The sequence below is a fragment of the Synechocystis sp. PCC 6714 genome (genome assembly GCF_000478825.2).
Classification (GTDB): Bacteria; Cyanobacteriota; Cyanobacteriia; order Cyanobacteriales; family Microcystaceae; genus Synechocystis.
Genome location: NZ_CP007542.1, coordinates 1,382,883 through 1,403,281, shown reverse-complemented (window position 1 = coordinate 1,403,281; position 20,399 = coordinate 1,382,883). Strand labels below are relative to the sequence as shown.

At 48.1% G+C, this 20,399-nt stretch carries 20 protein-coding genes; 17 read left to right on the top strand and 3 right to left on the bottom strand.

Translation table 11 applies throughout. From position 1 onward, the window contains the following. Positions 1 to 6 precede the first annotated feature (6 nt). The 9 genes from D082_RS06320 (at position 7) to D082_RS06285 (ending at position 8,882) form a co-directional block, all read left to right on the top strand. Complete coding sequence (locus D082_RS06320) at positions 7 to 831, top strand: TVP38/TMEM64 family protein (protein WP_369796140.1); 825 nt, start codon at positions 7 to 9, stop codon at positions 829 to 831. A 394-nt stretch (positions 832 to 1,225) separates the two neighbouring features. Continuing rightward, positions 1,226 to 1,510 carry a hypothetical protein gene (locus D082_RS18805; protein WP_051738710.1) on the top strand — a complete coding sequence of 95 codons (285 nt, stop codon included), beginning with the start codon at positions 1,226 to 1,228 and terminating at the stop codon, positions 1,508 to 1,510. 141 nt (positions 1,511 to 1,651) lie between these two features. Next, on the top strand, positions 1,652 to 3,196 hold the full coding sequence (locus D082_RS06310) for a mercuric reductase (RefSeq protein WP_028948837.1): 1,545 nt from the start codon (positions 1,652 to 1,654) through the stop codon (positions 3,194 to 3,196). A 63-nt stretch (positions 3,197 to 3,259) separates the two neighbouring features. Beyond that, entirely contained in the window at positions 3,260 to 3,394 is a 135-nt protein-coding gene (locus D082_RS19290; RefSeq protein ID WP_255356937.1) for a hypothetical protein, read from the top strand. Between the two features lie 21 nt (positions 3,395 to 3,415). Beyond that, positions 3,416 to 4,033 carry a hypothetical protein gene (locus D082_RS06305; protein ID WP_238546865.1) on the top strand — a complete coding sequence of 206 codons (618 nt, stop codon included), beginning with the start codon at positions 3,416 to 3,418 and terminating at the stop codon, positions 4,031 to 4,033. A 105-nt stretch (positions 4,034 to 4,138) separates the two neighbouring features. Beyond that, complete coding sequence (locus D082_RS06300; RefSeq protein ID WP_028948838.1) at positions 4,139 to 4,921, top strand: MBL fold metallo-hydrolase; 783 nt, start codon at positions 4,139 to 4,141, stop codon at positions 4,919 to 4,921. Between the two features lie 227 nt (positions 4,922 to 5,148). Further along, positions 5,149 to 7,461, top strand: coding sequence for a 1,4-alpha-glucan branching enzyme (gene glgB / locus D082_RS06295; protein ID WP_028948839.1), 2,313 nt, complete (start codon positions 5,149 to 5,151; stop codon positions 7,459 to 7,461). Between the two features lie 43 nt (positions 7,462 to 7,504). Continuing rightward, positions 7,505 to 8,170: a cytochrome b/b6 domain-containing protein gene (locus D082_RS06290; RefSeq protein ID WP_028948840.1), complete on the top strand. Its 666-nt coding sequence runs from the start codon at positions 7,505 to 7,507 to the stop codon at positions 8,168 to 8,170. 193 nt (positions 8,171 to 8,363) lie between these two features. Continuing rightward, positions 8,364 to 8,882 carry a peptidylprolyl isomerase gene (locus D082_RS06285; RefSeq protein WP_028948841.1) on the top strand — a complete coding sequence of 173 codons (519 nt, stop codon included), beginning with the start codon at positions 8,364 to 8,366 and terminating at the stop codon, positions 8,880 to 8,882. A gap of 140 nt (positions 8,883 to 9,022) precedes the next feature. On the opposite strand, the gene D082_RS19410 is transcribed toward D082_RS06285, so the two are convergent. Then, entirely contained in the window at positions 9,023 to 9,145 is a 123-nt protein-coding gene (locus D082_RS19410; protein WP_369796144.1) for a hypothetical protein, read from the bottom strand. Between the two features lie 41 nt (positions 9,146 to 9,186). Continuing rightward, positions 9,187 to 9,387 carry a hypothetical protein gene (locus D082_RS18280; RefSeq protein ID WP_144428720.1) on the bottom strand — a complete coding sequence of 67 codons (201 nt, stop codon included), beginning with the start codon at positions 9,385 to 9,387 and terminating at the stop codon, positions 9,187 to 9,189. 692 nt (positions 9,388 to 10,079) lie between these two features. Here D082_RS18280 and groES point away from each other — a divergent pair. The 8 genes from groES (at position 10,080) to D082_RS06245 (ending at position 18,651) form a co-directional block, all read left to right on the top strand. Beyond that, a complete protein-coding gene (groES, locus tag D082_RS06280) occupies positions 10,080 to 10,391 on the top strand; it encodes a co-chaperone GroES (protein ID WP_028948842.1) in 312 nt (103 codons plus the stop codon). Positions 10,392 to 10,486: 95 nt separating this feature from the next. Beyond that, positions 10,487 to 12,112 carry a chaperonin GroEL gene (groL, locus tag D082_RS06275; protein ID WP_028948843.1) on the top strand — a complete coding sequence of 542 codons (1,626 nt, stop codon included), beginning with the start codon at positions 10,487 to 10,489 and terminating at the stop codon, positions 12,110 to 12,112. A gap of 164 nt (positions 12,113 to 12,276) precedes the next feature. Beyond that, the gene (hpnH, locus tag D082_RS06270; RefSeq protein ID WP_028948844.1) at positions 12,277 to 13,293 is read left to right on the top strand and encodes an adenosyl-hopene transferase HpnH; all 1,017 of its coding nucleotides are present in this window, start codon (positions 12,277 to 12,279) and stop codon (positions 13,291 to 13,293) included. Positions 13,294 to 13,423: 130 nt separating this feature from the next. Next, positions 13,424 to 14,593, top strand: coding sequence for a glycosyltransferase family 4 protein (locus D082_RS06265; protein ID WP_038530396.1), 1,170 nt, complete (start codon positions 13,424 to 13,426; stop codon positions 14,591 to 14,593). Next, positions 14,590 to 15,924, top strand: a complete 1,335-nt coding sequence (locus tag D082_RS06260; RefSeq protein ID WP_028948846.1) for a TrkH family potassium uptake protein — start codon at positions 14,590 to 14,592, stop codon at positions 15,922 to 15,924. The genes D082_RS06265 and D082_RS06260 overlap by 4 nt, the downstream gene beginning before the upstream one ends. Positions 15,925 to 15,989: 65 nt before the next feature. Next, positions 15,990 to 16,439, top strand: coding sequence for a bacteriohemerythrin (locus D082_RS06255; RefSeq protein WP_051738708.1), 450 nt, complete (start codon positions 15,990 to 15,992; stop codon positions 16,437 to 16,439). Positions 16,440 to 16,518: 79 nt separating this feature from the next. After that, a complete protein-coding gene (gene plsX / locus D082_RS06250) occupies positions 16,519 to 17,565 on the top strand; it encodes a phosphate acyltransferase PlsX (RefSeq protein WP_028948847.1) in 1,047 nt (348 codons plus the stop codon). A gap of 93 nt (positions 17,566 to 17,658) precedes the next feature. Beyond that, positions 17,659 to 18,651: a beta-ketoacyl-ACP synthase III gene (locus tag D082_RS06245; protein WP_028948848.1), complete on the top strand. Its 993-nt coding sequence runs from the start codon at positions 17,659 to 17,661 to the stop codon at positions 18,649 to 18,651. 18 nt (positions 18,652 to 18,669) lie between these two features. On the opposite strand, the gene hflX is transcribed toward D082_RS06245, so the two are convergent. Next, positions 18,670 to 20,274 (bottom strand): GTPase HflX, encoded by a 1,605-nt coding sequence (gene hflX, locus D082_RS06240; protein ID WP_028948849.1) that lies wholly within the window; start codon positions 20,272 to 20,274, stop codon positions 18,670 to 18,672. Positions 20,275 to 20,399: the final 125 nt, after the last annotated feature.

Sequence of the window (20,399 nt, the reverse complement as noted above, 5' to 3'; positions counted from 1 at the left end):
ATTACTATGTTTACCCATTTCTTGAAAATCTTCAAAAAACAATCTAAATCACCCCGATGGCAAGGTTTTGGACTTTTAACCATCGGTGCTTTTGCCCTCATTCATTTACTGGAAGCATTGGCTATTTCTAGCTTTAGTGTTGCCATGTTTTTTTTGGCCAGCCCTGCCCTAGCCCAGGAAAGTGGTGCTGGTGGTTTTAACCCCCAAAGTTGGTTACTAAATGCCCTGCAATGGATTGATGGTTTAGGCACTGCCGGAGCGATCGCCTTTATCTTGCTTTATGTGGTAGCCACGGTGGCTTTTCTGCCGGGATCGATTTTAACTTTGGGGGCTGGGGTGGTATTTGGAGTTATCCTTGGCTCAGTCTATGTTTTCATTGGCGCAACACTTGGGGCAACGGGGGCATTTCTGGTGGGACGATACTTGGCCCGGGGTTGGGTATCAAAAAAAATCGCCGGTAATCAAAAATTTAAAGCCATTGATGAAGCGGTGGGTAAGGAAGGTTTAAAGATTGTTCTTTTAACTAGGCTTTCCCCAGTTTTTCCCTTTAATTTGTTGAACTATGGCTATGGTGTCACTGGAGTTTCTTTAAAGAATTATGTCATTGGTTCCCTGGGCATGATTCCCGGCACCATTACCTATGTTTATATTGGTTCTTTAGCCGGCAGTTTAGCCACTGTTGGAGCTGAAATAACTCAGGCCAATCCCACCATACAATGGACAATTCGCATTATTGGTTTTATCGCCACCCTTGCTGTCACTATCTACATCACTAAGATTGCTAAAAAAGCCTTAAATGAAGTAATTGTGGAACCAAAAATGACCGAATAAGCATAGCTTCACTAAGCTATGAATCTAACTTTAATCGACCATTAACAGTTATAGTCATTTCAAATAATTTCGAGACTACTTAAGTCTTTATTGACAAGCTTTTCGGTGAATTCGACTGCCTCAGTTTTACTAGAAATGACTATAATTGTCAACCTAATTATTGAGAGGAACTAATCTAATGAGTCACAAACTAGCCAGTGGTCAAAATACGCCCCAACTTGAAATTGCTACCCTTGGTGGTTCCCTTTGGCAATTGTCGGAATAAAAGCCGGAAAATTTTAGCTTTATTTTCTTCTAACGCGACAAATTTTGTTCCATTTGTCATAGCTATAGTCAATCAAAGTAAGATTGAGATAGCTAAGGTCTTTACCAAAGAAGGTTTTGGCTCCGTTCAGTGTTTTACTTTCAATTAAATCAACTATATCTATCCCGGCTAGATCTACTTTTAGTTGAATTTAATAAGGTGAGCATTGCGGCGATCGCCATTAGTGGTCATAACCAGGAAGATGCAGAGCAATCGAAGCAAGAATGGGACATTAAAAATCTTACTATGGGCTATGGCCTAATCCTAAAACGAATGCGACATTGGGCATTGTATATATCAAACGGAGAATTTGATCACGAACCACTTCTATTCTGTGAACCGTTTTCTTTCTGGTTAATGCGGATGGCATATTGATTTACACTGGCATTAATAGTAGTCTTCTTGGTTATCCTCCCATTAAGGAAATGCTTTTTAGCATAGAGTTTATCATCAAGAATAAATGCCCAATCCGGGGCGCTAAGTAAAAACAATACTATTTTTAATTAATTAAAACCTATGGATAATTCCCTGTCCCATGCCGTTGATATTCTGCCCAAGGATAAATATAATCAAGAATTGCTATCCCAGGTTCACCCCCCCGATTGGGTAAATCCTTCTCCCGAAAAAGAATATGATTTAGTGGTTATTGGGGCAGGAACCGCTGGTCTAGTGGTGGCGGCCGGAGCGGCCGGCTTAGGCATTGGTTTAAAAGTTGCCCTGATTGAAAAGAATTTGATGGGGGGTGATTGCCTTAACTTTGGTTGCGTTCCTTCCAAAGCCTTAATTAGCTCTGCCCGAGTGGTCGGGATGGTGAATTATGCTGATAGTTTAGGTGTTAAAAAACCAGCCAAGATTGAAGTAGATTTCCCGGCAGTGATGGCTAGAATGCGAAAAATTCGAGCGGGCATTAGTCACCATGATTCTGCCCAAAGATTTCGAGATTTAGGCATTGATGTTTTTCTTGGCCAAGGGCATTTTTTAAAAAATAATTGCATTGAAGTGGGGGAAGCAGTTTTACCCTATAAAAAAGCGGTCATTGCCACAGGAGCTAGGGCGGTAAGGCCTAATATTCTTGGTATTGAAGAGGTGGGATTTTTGACCAATGAAACAGTATTTTCCTTAACGGAATGTCCCGATCGCCTAGCGGTGATTGGTGGTGGCCCCATTGGTTGCGAGTTAGCCCAAGCCTTTCAAAGATTGGGGGCGCAAGTTACGTTACTGCATCGGGGGAGTTATTTATTGAATAAAGAAGATCCGGAAGCGGCGGCCATTGTCCAGCAATCCTTAATTAAAGATGGGGTTAAATTAATTTTAAATGCCCAATTAGAGCGAGCAGAGTTAACGGAAAATGGCAAGATTTTACACTATATCGCCAAGGGTCAATCTGGTTCAATTGAAATAGATGAAATTCTTGCTGGAGCAGGGCGAGTCCCTAACGTGGAAGGCTTAAATTTAGAAGCGACGGGAGTGGAATTTGATCACCGGGGAGTGAAAGTTAATGATTATTTGCAAACCACCAACCCGAAAATTTATGCCGCTGGGGATATTTGTTTAGATTGGAAATTTACCCATGCCGCCGATGCTGCTGCTCGCATTGTTATTAAAAATACTCTCTTTTCTCCCTTTGGTTTAGGGCGTAGTAAATTAAGCCATTTAACTATGCCCTGGGTTACTTACACCGACCCAGAAGTTGCCCATGTTGGTTTAACTGAAATGGCCGCTGAAGCTATGGATATTGGCTATAAAACTATCAAAATTCCTTTTTCTAATGTTGATCGGGCGATCGCCGCAGGGGAAACGGAGGGATTTCTAAAAATTATTCATATCGCTAATAGTGATGAAATTCTCGGAGCCACCATTGTTGCCCCCCACGCAGGGGAAATGATTTCGGAAATCACCACAGCTATAGTCAATAAAATTGGTTTGAGTAAATTAGCAGGGGTAATCCATCCTTATCCTACCCAGGCGGAAGTAATTAAAAAAGCCGCCGATGCCTACCGCCGAACCTTACTTACTAGCAACACTAAGCGTTTACTGAAATGGTTAAGTAAATTGTCTTAATCAGTTTGGCAAGCAAAAATTCCATTGTCACTAAGTCGCGAAAAGTTCTAGAAATCTACTTCGATGGTTTACTCCAAAGTAAAAAAGTACGGTGAAAATCCATTGATTGGGCAAAACATTAACTTTTCATTGCCTGGCCCCCAAGGGAAGCCCAATACGGATAAGCTGGAAGTGACAGCATTGAGTAATAATTCCTAGCTAAGGAATAAGGGGGAACGCATGGGCACGGCACATTATTTAGCAGGTTACTCCTTCTCCCCCTTGGCGATCGCCGTTAACGTCAATCTAGTGCGCCAGACAAAAAACGACTCATCGGCCCAACCTTGGCAATGGATTTATACTTTCAACGACGGGAGTCAACTGCGGGGCATCTTCCACGGCATAGTCAAACAGGAAGCCCCCTTCGGTAATGCCATTCCCAACTTTGATGTGCAAAAGGTGGGATTAACGGAATATTTAACCGCCACCGACCAAACCCCTCTGTTAACTTGGCAACCCGGACAATTTAACTGTTTTGAAACGGGGGAAAACCTGTTACTGATGGCTTCCAGCGACAATTACGTAGCCAACAGCCTTTGCTTAGTTAATTCTCCCCAACGGCAATGGGCCCAGATTACCCATTGGGGCAGTCGTTTGGTGGCAGAAAATTTAAGCTGGGAACGGCTGGCTTTCCATTGCTTGGCTAGTGATAGTACGCCTCGGACTTGGTCGATGGATTGGCATTTTTCGCCGTTTTTACCTCCTTTTTTCCATTGGCGTTTTCGTTCCTGGCCCACACCCATACCCCCCATAGAGCACAAGTCGAGCCAGCCCTGTAAAGTCTTGAGCCTTAGTTAATGGGAACTTTTCCACTTGCAACAACTGAATATCTTCGTCCTATCCCTAGTCCTTTTTTACAATCCTTTACAATAGAGGAGAAAATCCGCAGGGAAAAATTTGGTTATGGAACTAACTTGGTACGACAGCAACTCTTGGTTAATTCAAATTGGCGGACAGAGAATTTTGCTCGATCCTTGGTTAGTGGGGGACTTAACCTTTGGCAATACTCCCTGGTTATTTCGCGGTTTTCGCTCCCAGCCCTTGGCAATTCCCGAAAACATTGACCTCATTTTGCTGTCCCAAGGTTTGGAAGACCATGCCCATCCCCCCACATTAAAAAAGTTGGATAAAACTTGCCCTGTCCTCGGTTCCCCTAAGGCCGCTGAAGTGGCAACTGGTTTAGGCTATGCACAGGTTCAGCCTTTGCCCCATAATCAAAAATTTGTCCTCCATGACCGGGTGGAAATCCTTGCCCTGCCCGGTTCCCCCATTGGCCCCACCCTGGTGGAAAATGCCTATGTGTTAACGGATCTACAAACTGGAACCAAACTCTACTACGAACCCCACGGTTTCCACTCTCCCCAATTACAAGACCTGGGGCCCATTGATGTGGTTTTAACCCCCGTCATTGGTATTAATATCCTCGGATTCCTGCCGGTGCTCAATGGTCAAAAAACCACCATAGAGCTTTGTAAAATGGTCAATCCCCAGGCGATCGTTCCCACCTCCGGAGCGGCAGAATTAAGTTATGGGGGTTTACTGACTAAAGTTTTACGTCTAGACGGCGATCTCGACCAATTTCGCCAGTCCCTAAGTAACGAAGGGATACAAGCTTCCCTATTGGAACCCCAGGTGGGGGTGCCCCTAACTGTTCCCCTCAATGTGCCCCAATCCGCCATTGGCTAGGTTGGAATGTTCAAATTATTGCCTGATCTAATGCTTTACAAATTATGGTCAGCCAGGGGAAAACCGCAAAAAAGTGTATAAAGTAGGTTTATTCCTGAATCAAAATCCTTTTCCCGCAGTCATAGCCAGGAGTAGGAATATTGCCAGCGAAGCGAGTTGTCTTCCCCTAGCTTTGGCTAGGCAGACTCCTTGCAGTACAGCCAACGTTTAAAAATCACCATAGCCGAATGACCTACACCATCAACGCTGACCAAGTCCATCAGATTGTCCATAATCTTCACCACGATCCCTTTGAAGTGTTGGGCTGCCATCCCCTTGGGGACCACGGCAAGGTCAATCAATGGGTCATTCGTGCCTATCTACCCACCGCTGAAGCGGTAACAGTGCTGCTCCCCACCGATCGCCGGGAAGTGGTGATGACCACGGCCCACCATCCCAACTTTTTTGAATGCGTGTTGGAGTTGGAAGAACCGAAGAATTACCAACTGCGGATCAGTGAAAATGGCCACGAAAGGGTAATTTACGATCCCTACGGTTTTAAAACCCCCAAACTGACGGATTTTGACCTCCACGTATTTGGGGAAGGGAACCATCATCGCATTTACGAAAAACTTGGCGCCCATCTGATGACAGTGGATGGGGTGAAAGGGGTCTATTTCGCTGTGTGGGCTCCCAATGCCCGCAATGTCTCTATTTTGGGGGACTTCAACAATTGGGACGGTAGACTGCACCAAATGCGGAAACGCAACAATATGGTCTGGGAATTATTTATTCCTGAGTTGGGGGTCGGCACCTCCTACAAGTACGAAATCAAAAACTGGGAAGGCCACATCTACGAAAAGACTGATCCCTACGGTTTTTATCAAGAAGTGCGCCCCAAAACCGCTTCCATTGTGGCGGATCTGGACAATTACCAATGGCACGACGAAGATTGGCTAGAAGCTAGACGTACCAGTGATCCCCTCAGCAAACCAGTTTCCGTTTACGAACTCCATTTAGGCTCCTGGCTCCATACCGCCTACGATGAACCGGTGAAAACCCTCCATGGGGATGGGGTTCCGGTAGAAGTTTCGGAATGGAATACCGGCGCCAGATTTTTGACCTATTACGAGCTGGTGGATAAACTCATCCCCTACGTCAAGGAATTGGGCTATACCCACATTGAGCTACTGCCGATCGCCGAACATCCCTTTGACGGCTCCTGGGGTTATCAGGTGACAGGGTATTATGCCCCCACTTCCCGCTTTGGCAGTCCCGAAGACTTCATGTATTTTGTCGATCAATGTCACCTCAACGGCATTGGCGTAATCATCGACTGGGTGCCGGGGCATTTTCCCAAAGATGGCCATGGCCTAGCCTTTTTTGATGGGACCCATTTGTACGAACATGGCGATCCCCGTAAAGGCGAACATAAGGAATGGGGCACCCTAATCTTTAACTATGGCCGCAACGAAGTGCGGAACTTCTTGGTGGCCAATGCCCTGTTCTGGTTCGATAAATATCACATTGACGGCATGCGGGTGGATGCGGTAGCTTCCATGCTTTACCTGGATTATTGCCGAGAGGAAGGGGAATGGGTGGCCAATGAGTACGGCGGTAGGGAAAACCTAGAAGCGGCGGACTTTCTACGGCAGGTAAACAGCGTTGTTTATAGCTACTTCCCCGGTATCCTGTCCATTGCGGAGGAATCCACTTCCTGGCCCATGGTGTCCTGGCCTACCTATGTTGGGGGTTTGGGCTTTAACCTCAAATGGAATATGGGTTGGATGCACGACATGCTCGACTATTTCAGCATGGACCCCTGGTTCCGCCAGTTTCACCAAAACAGTATTACTTTTAGTATGTGGTACAACCACAGCGAAAATTATATGCTGGCCCTCTCCCACGACGAGGTGGTGCACGGTAAGAGCAATATGCTGGGTAAAATGCCTGGGGATGAATGGCAAAAGTACGCCAACGTTAGGGCCTTATTCACCTATATGTTCACCCATCCCGGCAAGAAAACCATGTTTATGAGCATGGAATTTGGCCAGTGGAGTGAGTGGAATGTGTGGGGAGATTTGGAATGGCATCTGCTCAATTATCCGCCCCATCAACAGTTAAAACAATTCTTCACTGAATTGAACAATTTGTATAAAAATGAGCCGGCTTTATACAGCAATGATTTTGAAGAAGCGGGTTTCCAATGGATCGATTGCAGTGATAACCGCCACAGTGTAGTTTCTTTTATTCGCCGGGCTAAAAATAGCGCCGAATTTGTGGTGACCATTTGTAATTTCACCCCCCAACCCCATAGCCATTACCGGGTGGGAGTGCCGGAGGCAGGCTTCTACACGGAGTTATTTAACAGTGATGCCCGGCAGTATGGCGGTAGTAACATGGGCAATCTGGGCGGAAAATGGACGGAGGAATGGTCTTTCCATGAACAGCCCTATTCCTTGGATTTATGCTTACCCCCCCTCTCGGTGTTGGTGTTGAAACTAAACCGTAACGCTGAGGGCAATGCCATACCGGCCCAGGAGACCACTGACATGGCCTAGTTCTCTAGGTTTGTTGTAATTTCCTGACCATAAAGTTTTCCGTATGTCTCCGACCCGTCCCTATCAATCCCTGCTACTGCGGCTCCTCCATGGGGCCATGGCCCTGTTAACCCTGTTGGCGATCGCCAGTGGCTTTTGGGTCTACAACACCTATGACGGTCGCTGGGGATCTTTGCCGTTGCCGAAGCCCTACTATACCCAGGATCTCCATGGCACCGGAGCTTTGGCCCTATTTCTGCTCATGTTTCCCTTTGCCCTCTACTGCTTCCACCTTGGCGATCGCTATTTATGGTCTGACCAAAGTTGGCCACAGCTAAAACGACCGGGCAGTGCTGGCTTTTGGCTTGCATTGCAGAGATTGGCCAATAGCCTCATGCTGGTGGCTTTAACCATGGCGGTGGTCAGCGGACGCATGATGCAGGAAAGTTGGTTACCCCAAAAAGAACTCAATCATCTGCCCTACTTTTTCCATCTCCTGGGCTGGTTAGTAGTTGTCCTCTGTTTAGGATTCCATTTACTATTCAGTGCCAAAGTGGGGGGAATTGCCCTCTGGCGATCGATGGTGAGTTGGGGCCGCAGGGCTAAGGATAATCCCCAGCAATGGCTCAGGGATTTTCGCTGGAAGCTATCTTCAAAAAGTCTACAGTGGCTCCAATGGTTAGTGGTGGCGGGATTATTGTTTGCCTTGACTGTTCCTCTTTTTGCTTAGAGCGTGTTTTACAATCCTCCCCTGCTTCAAAAGTTGTGGGGAGAGTAGATACAAGTTACCCATCATTGCCGGAGCTTTACTGGGTTAGTTAAGGGAATAAACAGAAACTTTGCCAACAGGCTCTTATTCCCCTTGGCCAAAATATTGCCCTTCAAGAATCTGGTAGAATGGGTTGCCCAATGAAATTTGTACGATGAGCAAAGTTTTTTTTGATATTACCATCGGTGACGATACCGCAGGTCGCATTGTGATGGAATTGTTTGACGAAGTTACCCCCAAGACCGCTGAAAATTTCCGGGCCCTCTGCACTGGGGAAAAGGGTGTGGGTAAAGCCGGTAAACCCCTGCATTTTAAAGGCTCCCATTTCCACCGGGTCATTACGGATTTCATGGCCCAGGGTGGGGATTTTACCCGGGGGAACGGCACCGGCGGTGAGTCCATTTATGGGGAAAAATTTGCCGATGAAAATTTCCAGTTAAAGCACGACCGCCCTGGTCTACTATCCATGGCCAATGCGGGGCCCAACACCAACGGCTCCCAATTCTTTTTAACCTTTGTTCCCTGTCCCTGGCTTGATGGTAAACACGTAGTTTTCGGTGAAGTGGTAGAAGGCTTAGAAATTCTGGAACAACTAGAAGCCAATGGTTCCCAAAGTGGAAAAACTAAACAGGCGATCGTCATCAGTGATTGTGGTGAAATCAAGCAGCAGTGAGCTTTACTCCTGTGCAGAGATTTAGCGAAAAATCCATAGTTAATTGGAGACCAGACAATTGGTAATTATTGCTGTTTAAACTAAATGTAGGGCGTCAAGGTGCACAGTAGTTACGGATAATTTCATCCATGCTGATATCTTTAGAGGCATATGTTCTTGTTGTTTCTCAGTGCACTAAAATCATGCTCTATATCGTTAACATCCGGTGAGTAGGTAGGTAAAAATGAAACTTTGTATCCTGCCTCTTTCACCGTTCTTTTAATCCTACTTTTTTATGATTAGACACATTATCCATAATTGACACTCATGTAATTGTCAATGCAGGCATCAAACATAATTCAAGCCCCCCTTCAAAACCTGCGGCATTTAAATTTTCAATAAATAGCATTGCTACTATTAGCTCTTTTCTATTTTTTCTTCTACCTACTACAAGGTTTTCTTTTGCTCCTCTTTTTCCTTGTCTCTCTCCACACATTCTTTCTACTCTTTTTGACCATTCATACACCGAGGACGCAAACTCTTCAAAACCGGCTTCATCTATGATTACAATGCTTTCTATACCATAATCTATAGCAAAAATTGTGTAGATTAGGACATGATATAGGAAACAGATAAGGAAAAAAAAGGATCCCAGCTCCCTACAGCATTGATCTTAAAAAAAGCAGTGGGTGCAGTGGAAAGAGGCAAGAAAAAAGCTAGATGTGTCGGAAGCTAAACATTCGTCGCAACACGCTAGACTCGTGGATTAATAAAGAAACAGGAAACAGGAGGTGTGTGTCCAGTAACGGATTATCATCATGGCCCATAACTAAAAATCAATGACTTGAATAAATTCAAAGAATTTGCGGAGGAAAATGGTCATTTAACTCAAAAACAAATGGCGGAGAAATGGCCAGAAAGAAAATGCCATACTTAAAGTTCATGCACATATAAATACATATATGATATACGTTGCCAAGAGTTTGGTCACTGAAGACCCCGTCCTGAACAAAAGCAGCGATCGCCTCCAGGCAATTTTGAATCTAAAAATCTGAATCAGATCCCAATTTTTTGCCCCGAGTTCGGGAAACCACACTTAAACGACTGTTGCGCTGGGTCAAGCAATTTAGCTAAATTAGCACTCGTGAGGTGGGAGTGCTAACCCCCCTCCAAGTTAAGTACTGTCCGTGAAAGACTATCATCTGGAGGATGACTTCTATGGCCGCTATTACCATCAATGTTTCTACTGTGAAACCCCTTGGCGATCGGGTGTTTGTTAAAGTAAGCCCCGCTGAAGAAAAAACCGCTGGGGGTATTTTGTTGCCCGATAATGCCAAAGAAAAGCCCCAAATTGGTGAGGTTGTCCAGGTGGGCCCCGGCAAACGCAACGATGACGGCAGCTACTCCCCTGTGGAAGTCAAAGTTGGCGATAAAGTTCTCTATTCCAAATATGCTGGCACCGATATCAAACTCGGTGGCGACGACTATGTTCTGTTAACTGAAAAAGATATTTTGGCCTCCGTTGCCTAGGTCGATTAATTTTTACCAATCCTGAGCGGTGTTAAAGCTTTCAGGATTTTACCCATTCATCTATTCCATTAATTTGCCCACGAGGTTTTACTTTTATGGCTAAATCCATCATTTACAATGACGAAGCCCGCCGTGCCCTAGAACGGGGTATGGACATTTTGGCGGAAGCCGTTGCCGTTACCCTCGGTCCCAAAGGTCGTAATGTGGTGCTCGAGAAAAAATTTGGTTCTCCCCAAATTATTAACGACGGGATCACCATTGCCAAAGAGATTGAACTGGAAGACCATGTGGAAAACACCGGGGTTTCCCTAATTCGCCAAGCGGCATCCAAAACCAATGATGTGGCTGGGGATGGTACCACCACCGCTACGGTTTTGGCCCACGCCATTGTTAAAGAGGGTTTACGGAATGTGGCCGCTGGTGCTAACCCCATTTCCCTCAAGCGGGGTATTGATAAGGCCACTGATTTCCTCGTTGCCCGCATCAAAGAGCACGCTCAACCCGTGGGAGACTCCAAGGCGATCGCCCAGGTGGGAGCTATTTCCGCCGGTAACGATGAAGAAGTTGGCCAAATGATTGCCAATGCCATGGATAAAGTAGGCCAAGAAGGGGTTATTTCCCTGGAAGAAGGCAAATCCATGACCACCGAGTTGGAAATCACCGAAGGGATGCGCTTCGACAAGGGCTATATTTCCCCCTACTTCGTCACCGATGCGGAACGGATGGAGGCTGTCCTGGAAGATCCCCGGATTTTGATCACCGACAAAAAAATCAACCTGGTGCAGGACTTAGTGCCCATCCTCGAACAAGTGGCCCGCCAAGGTAAGCCCCTGTTGATCATCGCCGAAGACATTGAAAAAGAAGCTTTGGCTACCCTGGTCGTTAACCGTCTGCGCGGTGTGTTGAATGTGGCCGCTGTGAAAGCCCCCGGCTTTGGCGATCGCCGTAAACAAATGTTGGAAGACATTGCCACCCTCACCGGCGGTCAAGTAATCAGCGAAGATGCTGGCTTGAAACTGGAAAGTGCCACCGTCGATAGCCTCGGTTCTGCCCGTCGCATCAACATCACCAAAGACAACACCACCATTGTGGCCGAAGGTAACGAAGCCGCAGTCAAATCCCGCTGTGAGCAAATCCGTCGTCAGATCGAAGAGACCGATTCTAGCTACGACAAAGAAAAACTCCAAGAGCGTTTGGCTAAATTGGCCGGTGGTGTAGCGGTAATCAAAGTTGGTGCCGCCACAGAAACCGAAATGAAAGACCGCAAACTCCGCTTGGAAGATGCCATCAACGCCACCAAAGCCGCTGTGGAAGAAGGTATTGTTCCCGGTGGTGGTACCACCCTGGCTCACTTAGCTCCCCAATTGGAAGAGTGGGCCAATGGCAACCTCAAAGACGAAGAACTCACCGGTGCGCTAATCGTAGCCCGGGCTTTGCCTGCTCCCCTAAAACGGATTGCGGAAAACGCCGGTCAAAACGGTGCCGTAATTTCCGAACGGGTCAAAGAGAAGGAGTTCAACGTTGGTTACAACGCCGCTAGCCTCGAGTATGTGGACATGCTGGCCGCTGGTATCGTTGACCCCGCCAAAGTAACCCGTTCTGCTCTGCAAAATGCTGCCTCCATCGCCGGCATGGTGCTGACCACCGAATGTATCGTTGTCGACAAACCGGAAAAAGAAAAAGCTCCCGCTGGTGCCCCCGGTGGTGACTTCGACTACTAAGGTTTGGTCTGGGTCAATCTAGTGCCCTAACAACTTTTTTCTCATAAACTTTAAGGGAGGCTCCGGCTTCCCTTTTTTTGCTCCAACTCGGTCAGGAAGGGCCGCCTTTTCCCGTGTCATACTTTTGGTGATAATTAAAAATTTATGGTGGTGTGAAACAGATCATGGCCGTATCCTTTAAGCAAGCCCTAGTGGTAGGTAGCTACATCGTCAGCCAGCGGCTCCAAGGCAAAAAGCGTTTTCCCCTGGTGTTGATGCTGGAACCCCTATTCCGCTGTAACTTGGCCTGTCAAGGCTGTGGAAAAATTCAACATCCTACGGAAATTCTCAAACAGAACCTCTCCCCCGAGGATTGTTTCCGGGCAGTGGAAGAATGCGGCGCCCCAGTAGTTTCCATCCCCGGCGGCGAACCTTTGCTCCATCCCCAAATTGATGAAATTGTGCGAGGTTTAGTAGACCGTCGGAAGTTTATTTATCTTTGTACGAATGCAATTTTGCTGGAAAAAAGCTTGGACAAATTCCAGCCCTCCCCCTACCTAACCTTCAGTATTCACCTTGATGGCCCCAGGGAACACCACGATAAATGCGTCGATCGCCAGGGCGTATTTGACAAAGCGGTTGCGGCCATCAAAGCGGCTAAAGCCAAAGGATTCCGGGTAACCACCAACACCACGGTGTTTGACGGGGCCAACGTGGAGGAAATGCAGAGCTTTTTTGACTACCTTCAAACCCTGGGCATCGATGGCATGATGATTTCCCCTGGTTACAGCTATGAATGGGCCCCGGATCAAGACCATTTCCTTAAACGGGAGCAAACCAAAGCCTTGTTCCGGGAATTACTAGCCCCTTGGAACAAGGGTAAAAAAGCCTGGAATTTCAACCATAATCCCCTATTTTTAGACTTCCTCATGGGGGAAAAGGACTATGATTGCACTCCCTGGGGGAGTCCTAGTTACAGCGTGCTGGGATGGCAGAAACCCTGCTACCTACTCAACGAAGGCTACTACCAAAGTTTTCAGCAACTGCTGGAGCAAACCGAATGGGAAAACTATGGTCCCAAAAGTGATAATCCCAAATGCCAAGACTGCATGGTGCATTGTGGCTATGAACCCACTGCGGCCCTCGACGCCCTCAACCCCGCCAATATGGGTCGGGCCATGGGCAGTTTAATCAGTGCTTAAGCCCGGGGATACATCGCCAGAAGCCAAAAGATCACCTATGATTGGCGAAGAAATTTACAGATGCCCGAGTTTATAGTTCCCTTTGCCGTTCCCTGATTGTCACGGTTTCGTTCATGGTCTGGTTATTTGAATGCATATTGCTTGGTTAGGAAAGAAAACGCCTTTTTGCGGCAATGTAACCTACGGTCGAGAGGTCACCAATGCATTATTAGACCGGGGCCATCAGGTGAGCTTTTTACATTTTGCCCAGGAGGATGAAGGGGATCCTCCCACTGAAAGGGCATGCGCTGAGGTGGCTTTGCCGTTTCTGTTTAAGTCCACCATTTACACCATCCCTACCCCCCGTTCCAACCGGGTGCTGGCCGATGCCCTAGCAAAATTGAAGCCGGATATAGTCCATGCGTCACTGACCCTTTCCCCATTAGATTTTCGTTTACCGGAAATTTGCGAGGAGTTGGGCCTGCCCCTGATTGCCACCTTTCATCCCCCCTTCGACAGCAAGCTCCGTAATTTCTCCTCCAGTACCCAATTTTTAACCTATCAACTCTATGCTCCCTCGTTGGCCCAGTACGATAAGGTGATCGTCTTTTCCCGTCTACAGCGAAACCTGTTGCTCAAACTAGGGGTACCCCGCCAGCGCCTAGCCATTATCCCCAACGGAGTGGCGGTGGAGCGTTATTGTCCCGGGGAAAATGATCTGAAAAAACAGTACCAAGCCCGGCGCCTATTTATTTACTTAGGACGCATTGCCCCGGAAAAGAATGTGGAGGCTCTGCTCAAAGGCTGGAAGTTTTCTGATATGGGCCCCCATTGCAAATTACTCATGGTAGGGGACGGCATTTTAAAATCCACCCTACAGACCCACTATGGCCCGGAAATGGGGGTACATTGGCTGGGGTTTGTGGCCGATGAGTTGACCCGGATTCAACTGTTGCGGGCTGCCGATGCCTTTATTTTGCCTTCCCTGGTAGAGGGCTTGTCCCTTTCTTTGTTGGAAGCTATGGCCTGTGGCACTGCCTGTGTGGCCACCGATGCGGGGGCAGATGGGGAAGTGTTGGAAAACGGGGCGGGCATTGTGCTCAAAACCCAGGGGGTAACGGCTCAATTAAAAATTCTTCTACCCTTACTAAGGGACCATCCAGAAATTACGGAGCTTTTGGGACGTAAGGCAAGGGAAAGGGTACTGGAGCGCTACACTTTTGCCGCCAATATGGTCCAATTGGAGTCCCTCTATGGAACCTTGGTGTCCCACCTGGGGCACTCTGCGAACCTAACTTCTTACTCTTATCTGCTGGAATGACCATTTCCCGTACTATTTGCCTCGGTTTCATTGCGGCGATCGCCGTGGGCACGTTGTTATTGTTAATGCCTTTTGCCACCAGTACTGGGGAATGGGGCAGTCCTTTGGTGGCTTTGTTTACCTCCACTTCGGCTGTTTGCGTCACAGGGCTGAGTGTGGTGGACGTGAGTAAGTATTTTTCCTTTTGGGGTGAATTAACGGTGGTGTTGCTGGCCCAGTTGGGAGGATTGGGCTATATGACCCTGACCACTTTTTTGATGATTCTGATTGGACGCAAATTCGATTTACAGCAAAGGTTTGCTATCCAAGAATCCTTCGACCATCGCTTTGCCCAGGGTAGTAATAATCTAATTAAGTCAGTTATTGCCACCACTTTAATTTTTGAAATTACCGGGACTATTATTCTTTTCGGAGTTTTCGTCCAGGATTACCCGCCCACCAGGGCCCTCTGGTATGCTCTTTTCCACAGCATCAGCGCTTTTAATAATGCTGGGTTTAGTCTTTTTTCGGACGGTTTGATTGGCTATCAAAGTTCGTTAACCGTCAATTTGGCGGTTTCGGCCCTGATTATTTTCGGTGGCATTGGCTACCAGGTAATTATTGAATCCTATTTTTGGCTAGTGCGAAAAGTTAAAAAGTCCCAGCGGCGGTTTGCTTTTTCCCTCAACCTCAGGGTGGTGGTGCGGGTAACAATCTTCCTGCTGTTGTTGGGCTTTTTCGGCATTCTTATTTTGGAAGCCCAGGGCAATCAGGCCTTAGCTCAGTTTTCCTTGCAGGACCGTTTGTTAATTGCCTGGTTTCAATCGGTGACCACCCGGACAGCGGGTTTTAACACCATTGATTTGAATGATCTTAGTTCCACTAGTTTGGTGCTGGTGATGTTGTTGATGTTCATTGGTGCTAGTCCCAGTGGCACCGGAGGAGGGATCAAAACCACGACCTTTGCCATTTTGGCCAACTGCACTCGGTCAGCTTTGCGGGGCCAAGAAAGGGTAATTATTGATGACCGCTGTATCCCCCCCCAGTTAATTCTCAAGGCGATCGCCGTGGTATTTGGCTCAGTGGTGACGGTGGTTTGTAGCTTGAGCTTGCTAATTTTTTTGGAAGCGGAACAGGAAACTGTGTCTTTGGCATTTGAAGCAGTGTCCGCCTTTGCTACGGTGGGACTTTCCCTCGGCATTACCCCGGAACTAAAACCCCTGTCCCAATTGGTGTTAGTTGTGACCATGTTCATTGGCCGGGTGGGGATTACGATTTTGATGGCGGCGATTGTTGGAGATCCTAAGCCCAGTTTGATTAAATACCCAGAGGAAAACCTGCTGGTGGGCTGATGCGGTTCCTCCCCTGGCTAACTAGAATGGAGAGTAGAGGGTGGAGAACTAACGAGGACAGTTACATGGGCATTGCTGTTTGGTCTGAAGATTTGGCCTGTGGTTATGAATTAATTGATTTACAGCACCAACATTTGTTTTCCCTGATTAATTCCCTGGATGAATCTCTACAAAAACCCATCACCAGGGAAGAACTGAGTTTATTACTGGCGGACTTGCTTGAATACACTGGGTTCCATTTCCGTTGCGAAGAAGAATTGATGTGGAGCTTGGACTATCCCCATTTGTTTGAGCACCGCACCATCCACGAAAAATTAACCAAACAGGTGATGGATCTACAGTTTCGTTTACAACACGAAGAAAGTACTTTGGCTGTTTTCTTCGATGTTTCGAGTTTTCTGGCTGATTGGCTCAGGCACCACATCCAAGAAAACGACATTAAGATGATCCATTTTGTCCGCCGTGTCCTCAAGGAAAAACAAGAGCAGGGAAAACAGGTGCAGGCCATTGGTTAAGTTAATCGGTTGAATGGCGAAAAGTTCTGCTTCCCCGGGCTGTCTGCTACAATTTTTGAGATTCAATGGGTTGTGATCAATGGCTGTAATGCGGGCGAAAATTGCTTTAGACGCAATGGGAGGTGACTATGCCCCCGAAGAGATTGTTATCGGTGCTATCCGGGCGAGTCAGGAATTAGATGTGGAAATTTTTCTTGTCGGCGATCGCCAAGCCATTGAGGATTGTTTAAACCGCCATCCCCATCAGGGCATTCACCTTACCATTGTCGATGCGGAAGGGGTGGTGGAAATGGAGGAAGATGCGGTGGTGGTGCGCCGCAAACCCAAAGCTTCCATTAATGTGGCCATGAATTTGGTCAAAGAAAAACAGGCCGATGCGGTGGTTTCCGCTGGCCATTCGGGGGCGGCTATGGCGGCGGCCCTGCTACGGCTAGGACGTTTAAAAGGCATTGACCGGCCGGCGATCGGCACCCTTTTTCCCACGATGATTCCCGGGAAATCGGTAATTGTGCTAGACGTGGGGGCCAATGTGGACTGCAAGCCCAAATATCTGGAACAGTTTGCCCTAATGGGGACAGTGTACAGCCAGTATGTGTTGGGGGTTGATAGCCCCAAAGTGGGTCTGCTTAACATTGGTGAAGAGGCAAACAAAGGTAACACTGTGGCCTTGCAAACCCATGAATTGCTAGAAAGTAATCCGCAAATTCCCTTTGTGGGTAACGCCGAAGGGCGGGACGTACTTTCCGGTAACTTTGATGTGATTGTTTGTGACGGTTTTGTCGGCAATATTGTGCTTAAATTTGCTGAAGCGGTGGGGGAAATTTTACTGAGCATTGTTAAGGAAGAACTTCCCAGGGGCTGGCGGGGCAAATTAGGTGCCATTCTTTTGGCTCCCAACCTCAAACGTATTAAGCAAAGGGTGGACCATGCAGAACATGGAGGAGCCTTGCTGTTCGGGGTCGATGGGATTTGTGTGATTAGCCATGGCAGTTCCCGCAGTGGGTCGATTTTCAACGCCATTCGCCTGGCTAAGGAGGCAATCGATAATCAGGTTTCTGTACGGATTAACAATTCCACTTCCCTGTTGATGGAACGACAAAAAACCGAAGAATTGCAGAATATCTAGAAAGTCCCCTGGCCATAGTGACTCGGGGGCCGGCTTTGTCCTATGCTTTAAGCCTGTAATCGCTCACCATGACATCAGCGGGAGTCAGGACTTTTGAATACCCTTGGCAGTGGCCTCAAAATTATTGGCAGTGGCACGGCGATCGCCGACCAGAGTTTAACAAATCAAGACCTGAGCAACATTGTTGAGACTTCCGACGAGTGGATTCAATCCCGCACGGGTATGCGTCAACGTTATATTTGTTCTCCCGCCGAGGGCCTGGCCAGTTTGGGGATAAAAGCCGGACAACAAGCGCTGGCCATGGCAGAACTACAGCCGGAGGATTTGGATTTAATTATTTTGGCCACCTCCACCCCCGATGATCTGTTTGGCAGTGCCGCTCAAATTCAAGGGGGACTGGGGGCCACCAGAGCTTTTGCTTTCGACCTGACCGCGGCCTGTTCTGGCTTTGTGGTGGGATTAAACGTGGCGGCCCAGTTTTTACGCACCGGCGTTTACCAAAATATTCTATTAGTGGGGGGGGATGTGCTTTCCCGTTGGGTAGATTGGTCTGACCGCACCACCTGTGTCTTGTTCGGCGATGGGGCTGGGGCGGTGGTCTTACAACGCCAATCCCAAGACAATTTATTGGCCTTTGAAATGTACACCGATGGTGGCAGCAATGGTTGTCTTAATTTGCCCTACCAAGCAGTACCTCGGCAGTTAATTCCTGGCAAAACCGTCGGCCAAGGGGGCTATCAACCCATCACCATGAACGGCCGGGAAGTGTATCGCTTTGCTGTGGCTAAGGTGCCGGAGATTATTGAAAAAGTGCTGTTTAAAGCCCAGTTGACCACCGCTGATTTGGATTGGGTCATTCTCCACCAAGCCAATCAACGCATTATGGATGCCGTTGGCGATCGCCTGGGGATTCCATCGGAAAAGCTCATCAGTAACGTGGGGGACTACGGCAATACTTCCGCTGCTTCCATCCCTTTGGCCCTGGATCAGGCCGTGCGGGCGGGGAAAATTACACCGGGGGATTTAATTGCCCTAGCCGGTTTTGGCGCTGGTTTAACCTGGGCTGCTAGCGTAATTCGCTGGTAATTGGAGCAGAAAAATTTATCAACTGGCCAAATCTGCCAAAATTTGTTCCAGTAAACGTTTTTTTAAGGTTTCTAAACCAATACCCTGGGCCGCCGCTAGAAAAATCGCCTGGGGGTAATCCCCTTGGGCCGCCGCTAAAGCTTCACTGGAAACCTGGTCAATTTTGTTAAACACCATCACCATGGGGGCTGTAGCCAAGGGCATTTCCGCCAAAATATTGGCCACGGAGGCAATTTGTCGTCGCCAAGCCTGGTCAGATAAATCCACTACTTGGAGCAGTAGATCCGCTTCCGTTACTTCCTCTAAGGTGGCCCGAAACGCATCCACCAAAGCGTCGGGCAATTGATGGATAAAGCCCACCGTATCGGTTAACAAAATTGGCTGGTAGGTTTGACTGTCCGGATCCAACAAAGATAAACGCCTGGTGGTGGGGTCTAGCGTGGCAAACAGTTGGTCAGCGGCGTAAATATCCGCTTGGGTGAGGGCATTGAGCAGGGTGGATTTGCCCGCATTGGTATAGCCGACGATCGCCACGGTGGGGACAGCCTGTTGTTGCCGTTGATTGCGGAGGCGGGAGCGATGGGACTGTAACTCATTAACCTGTTTTTGCAACTTGGCAATGCGACTTTGGATGGTACGCCGTTCTGTTTCTAGCTTGGTTTCCCCTGGGCCCCTGGTGCCAATGCCGCCCCCCAGCCGGGACATACCCTGGCCCCGACCCACCAATTTGGGTAGCAGGTATTCTAATTGGGCCAATTCCACCTGTAATTTACCGGCCCTGGACTGGGCCCGCTGGGCAAAAATATCCAAAATTAATTCCGTGCGGTCAATTACCCTAGCCCCACAGCGTTGTTCGAGGTTCCGTACCTGGGCAGCGGACAGATCCCGGTCAAAAACCACTAGATTTGCCCCGGTGGTTTGTACAGCCAGGGCTAATTCTTCCACTTTGCCCTCCCCCACTACAGTTTGGGGATGGGGTTTACTGCGATTTTGCCGCATGACCTGGAGCACCTGGCCCCCGGCGGAGTCCACTAAGCGTTCTAACTCCGTCAAACCCTCTGCAAAACTTTGGTCATCCACCTCACTGGTTTTTAGTCCCATCACCAAAACCCTTTCCTGCCCCGCCTCCACCTGGCGAGCAACGAATTCCCGCTCAAATTCTGCCTCTAGGCTTTCCACCAAATCGAGGATGGCTTCTTCAGCTAAATCTTCCAAATCCAGCGCTGGGGAAACGGTCCAATCCGCTACGGTATCGCCGATCGCCTCAATAGCTTGGGGTAATAAATGGGCTAAATAGCCTGTTTCCACATAGCCTGTCACGCCGCCGCCCCGTTTGGCAAAACCCTGACCCGTGACGTTCAACACCACCAACGCATCTAACCTCTGTAGGGCCATGGCAATTAGACTGGATTCCCTGGGAGCTTCCCCTTTTAAATCTGTGGTGAGGCAACGGATACCTGATAAACGTTTCTCCCCATAGCGGGGTAATTCCAGGGGCGGAATTTGGGTTTGCCGGGGCGTACCTACCCCCACCCGCATAATTTGCCCCCGTCGGTTCACATACACCGAAACAGGCTGTTTAATTTCCTGACTGATGGCCCCTAAACGCTGGGCTAATTCCACCGTCAGCAGGCGATCGCCGGGGAGACGCTGTTGATAGAGACGCTGGAGTTGCTTAATTTGACTGGTTTTGAGCCGTTGGGCTTGGCCGTAGATGGTATCGATAGGCTTCTGTCCTAATTAATTTG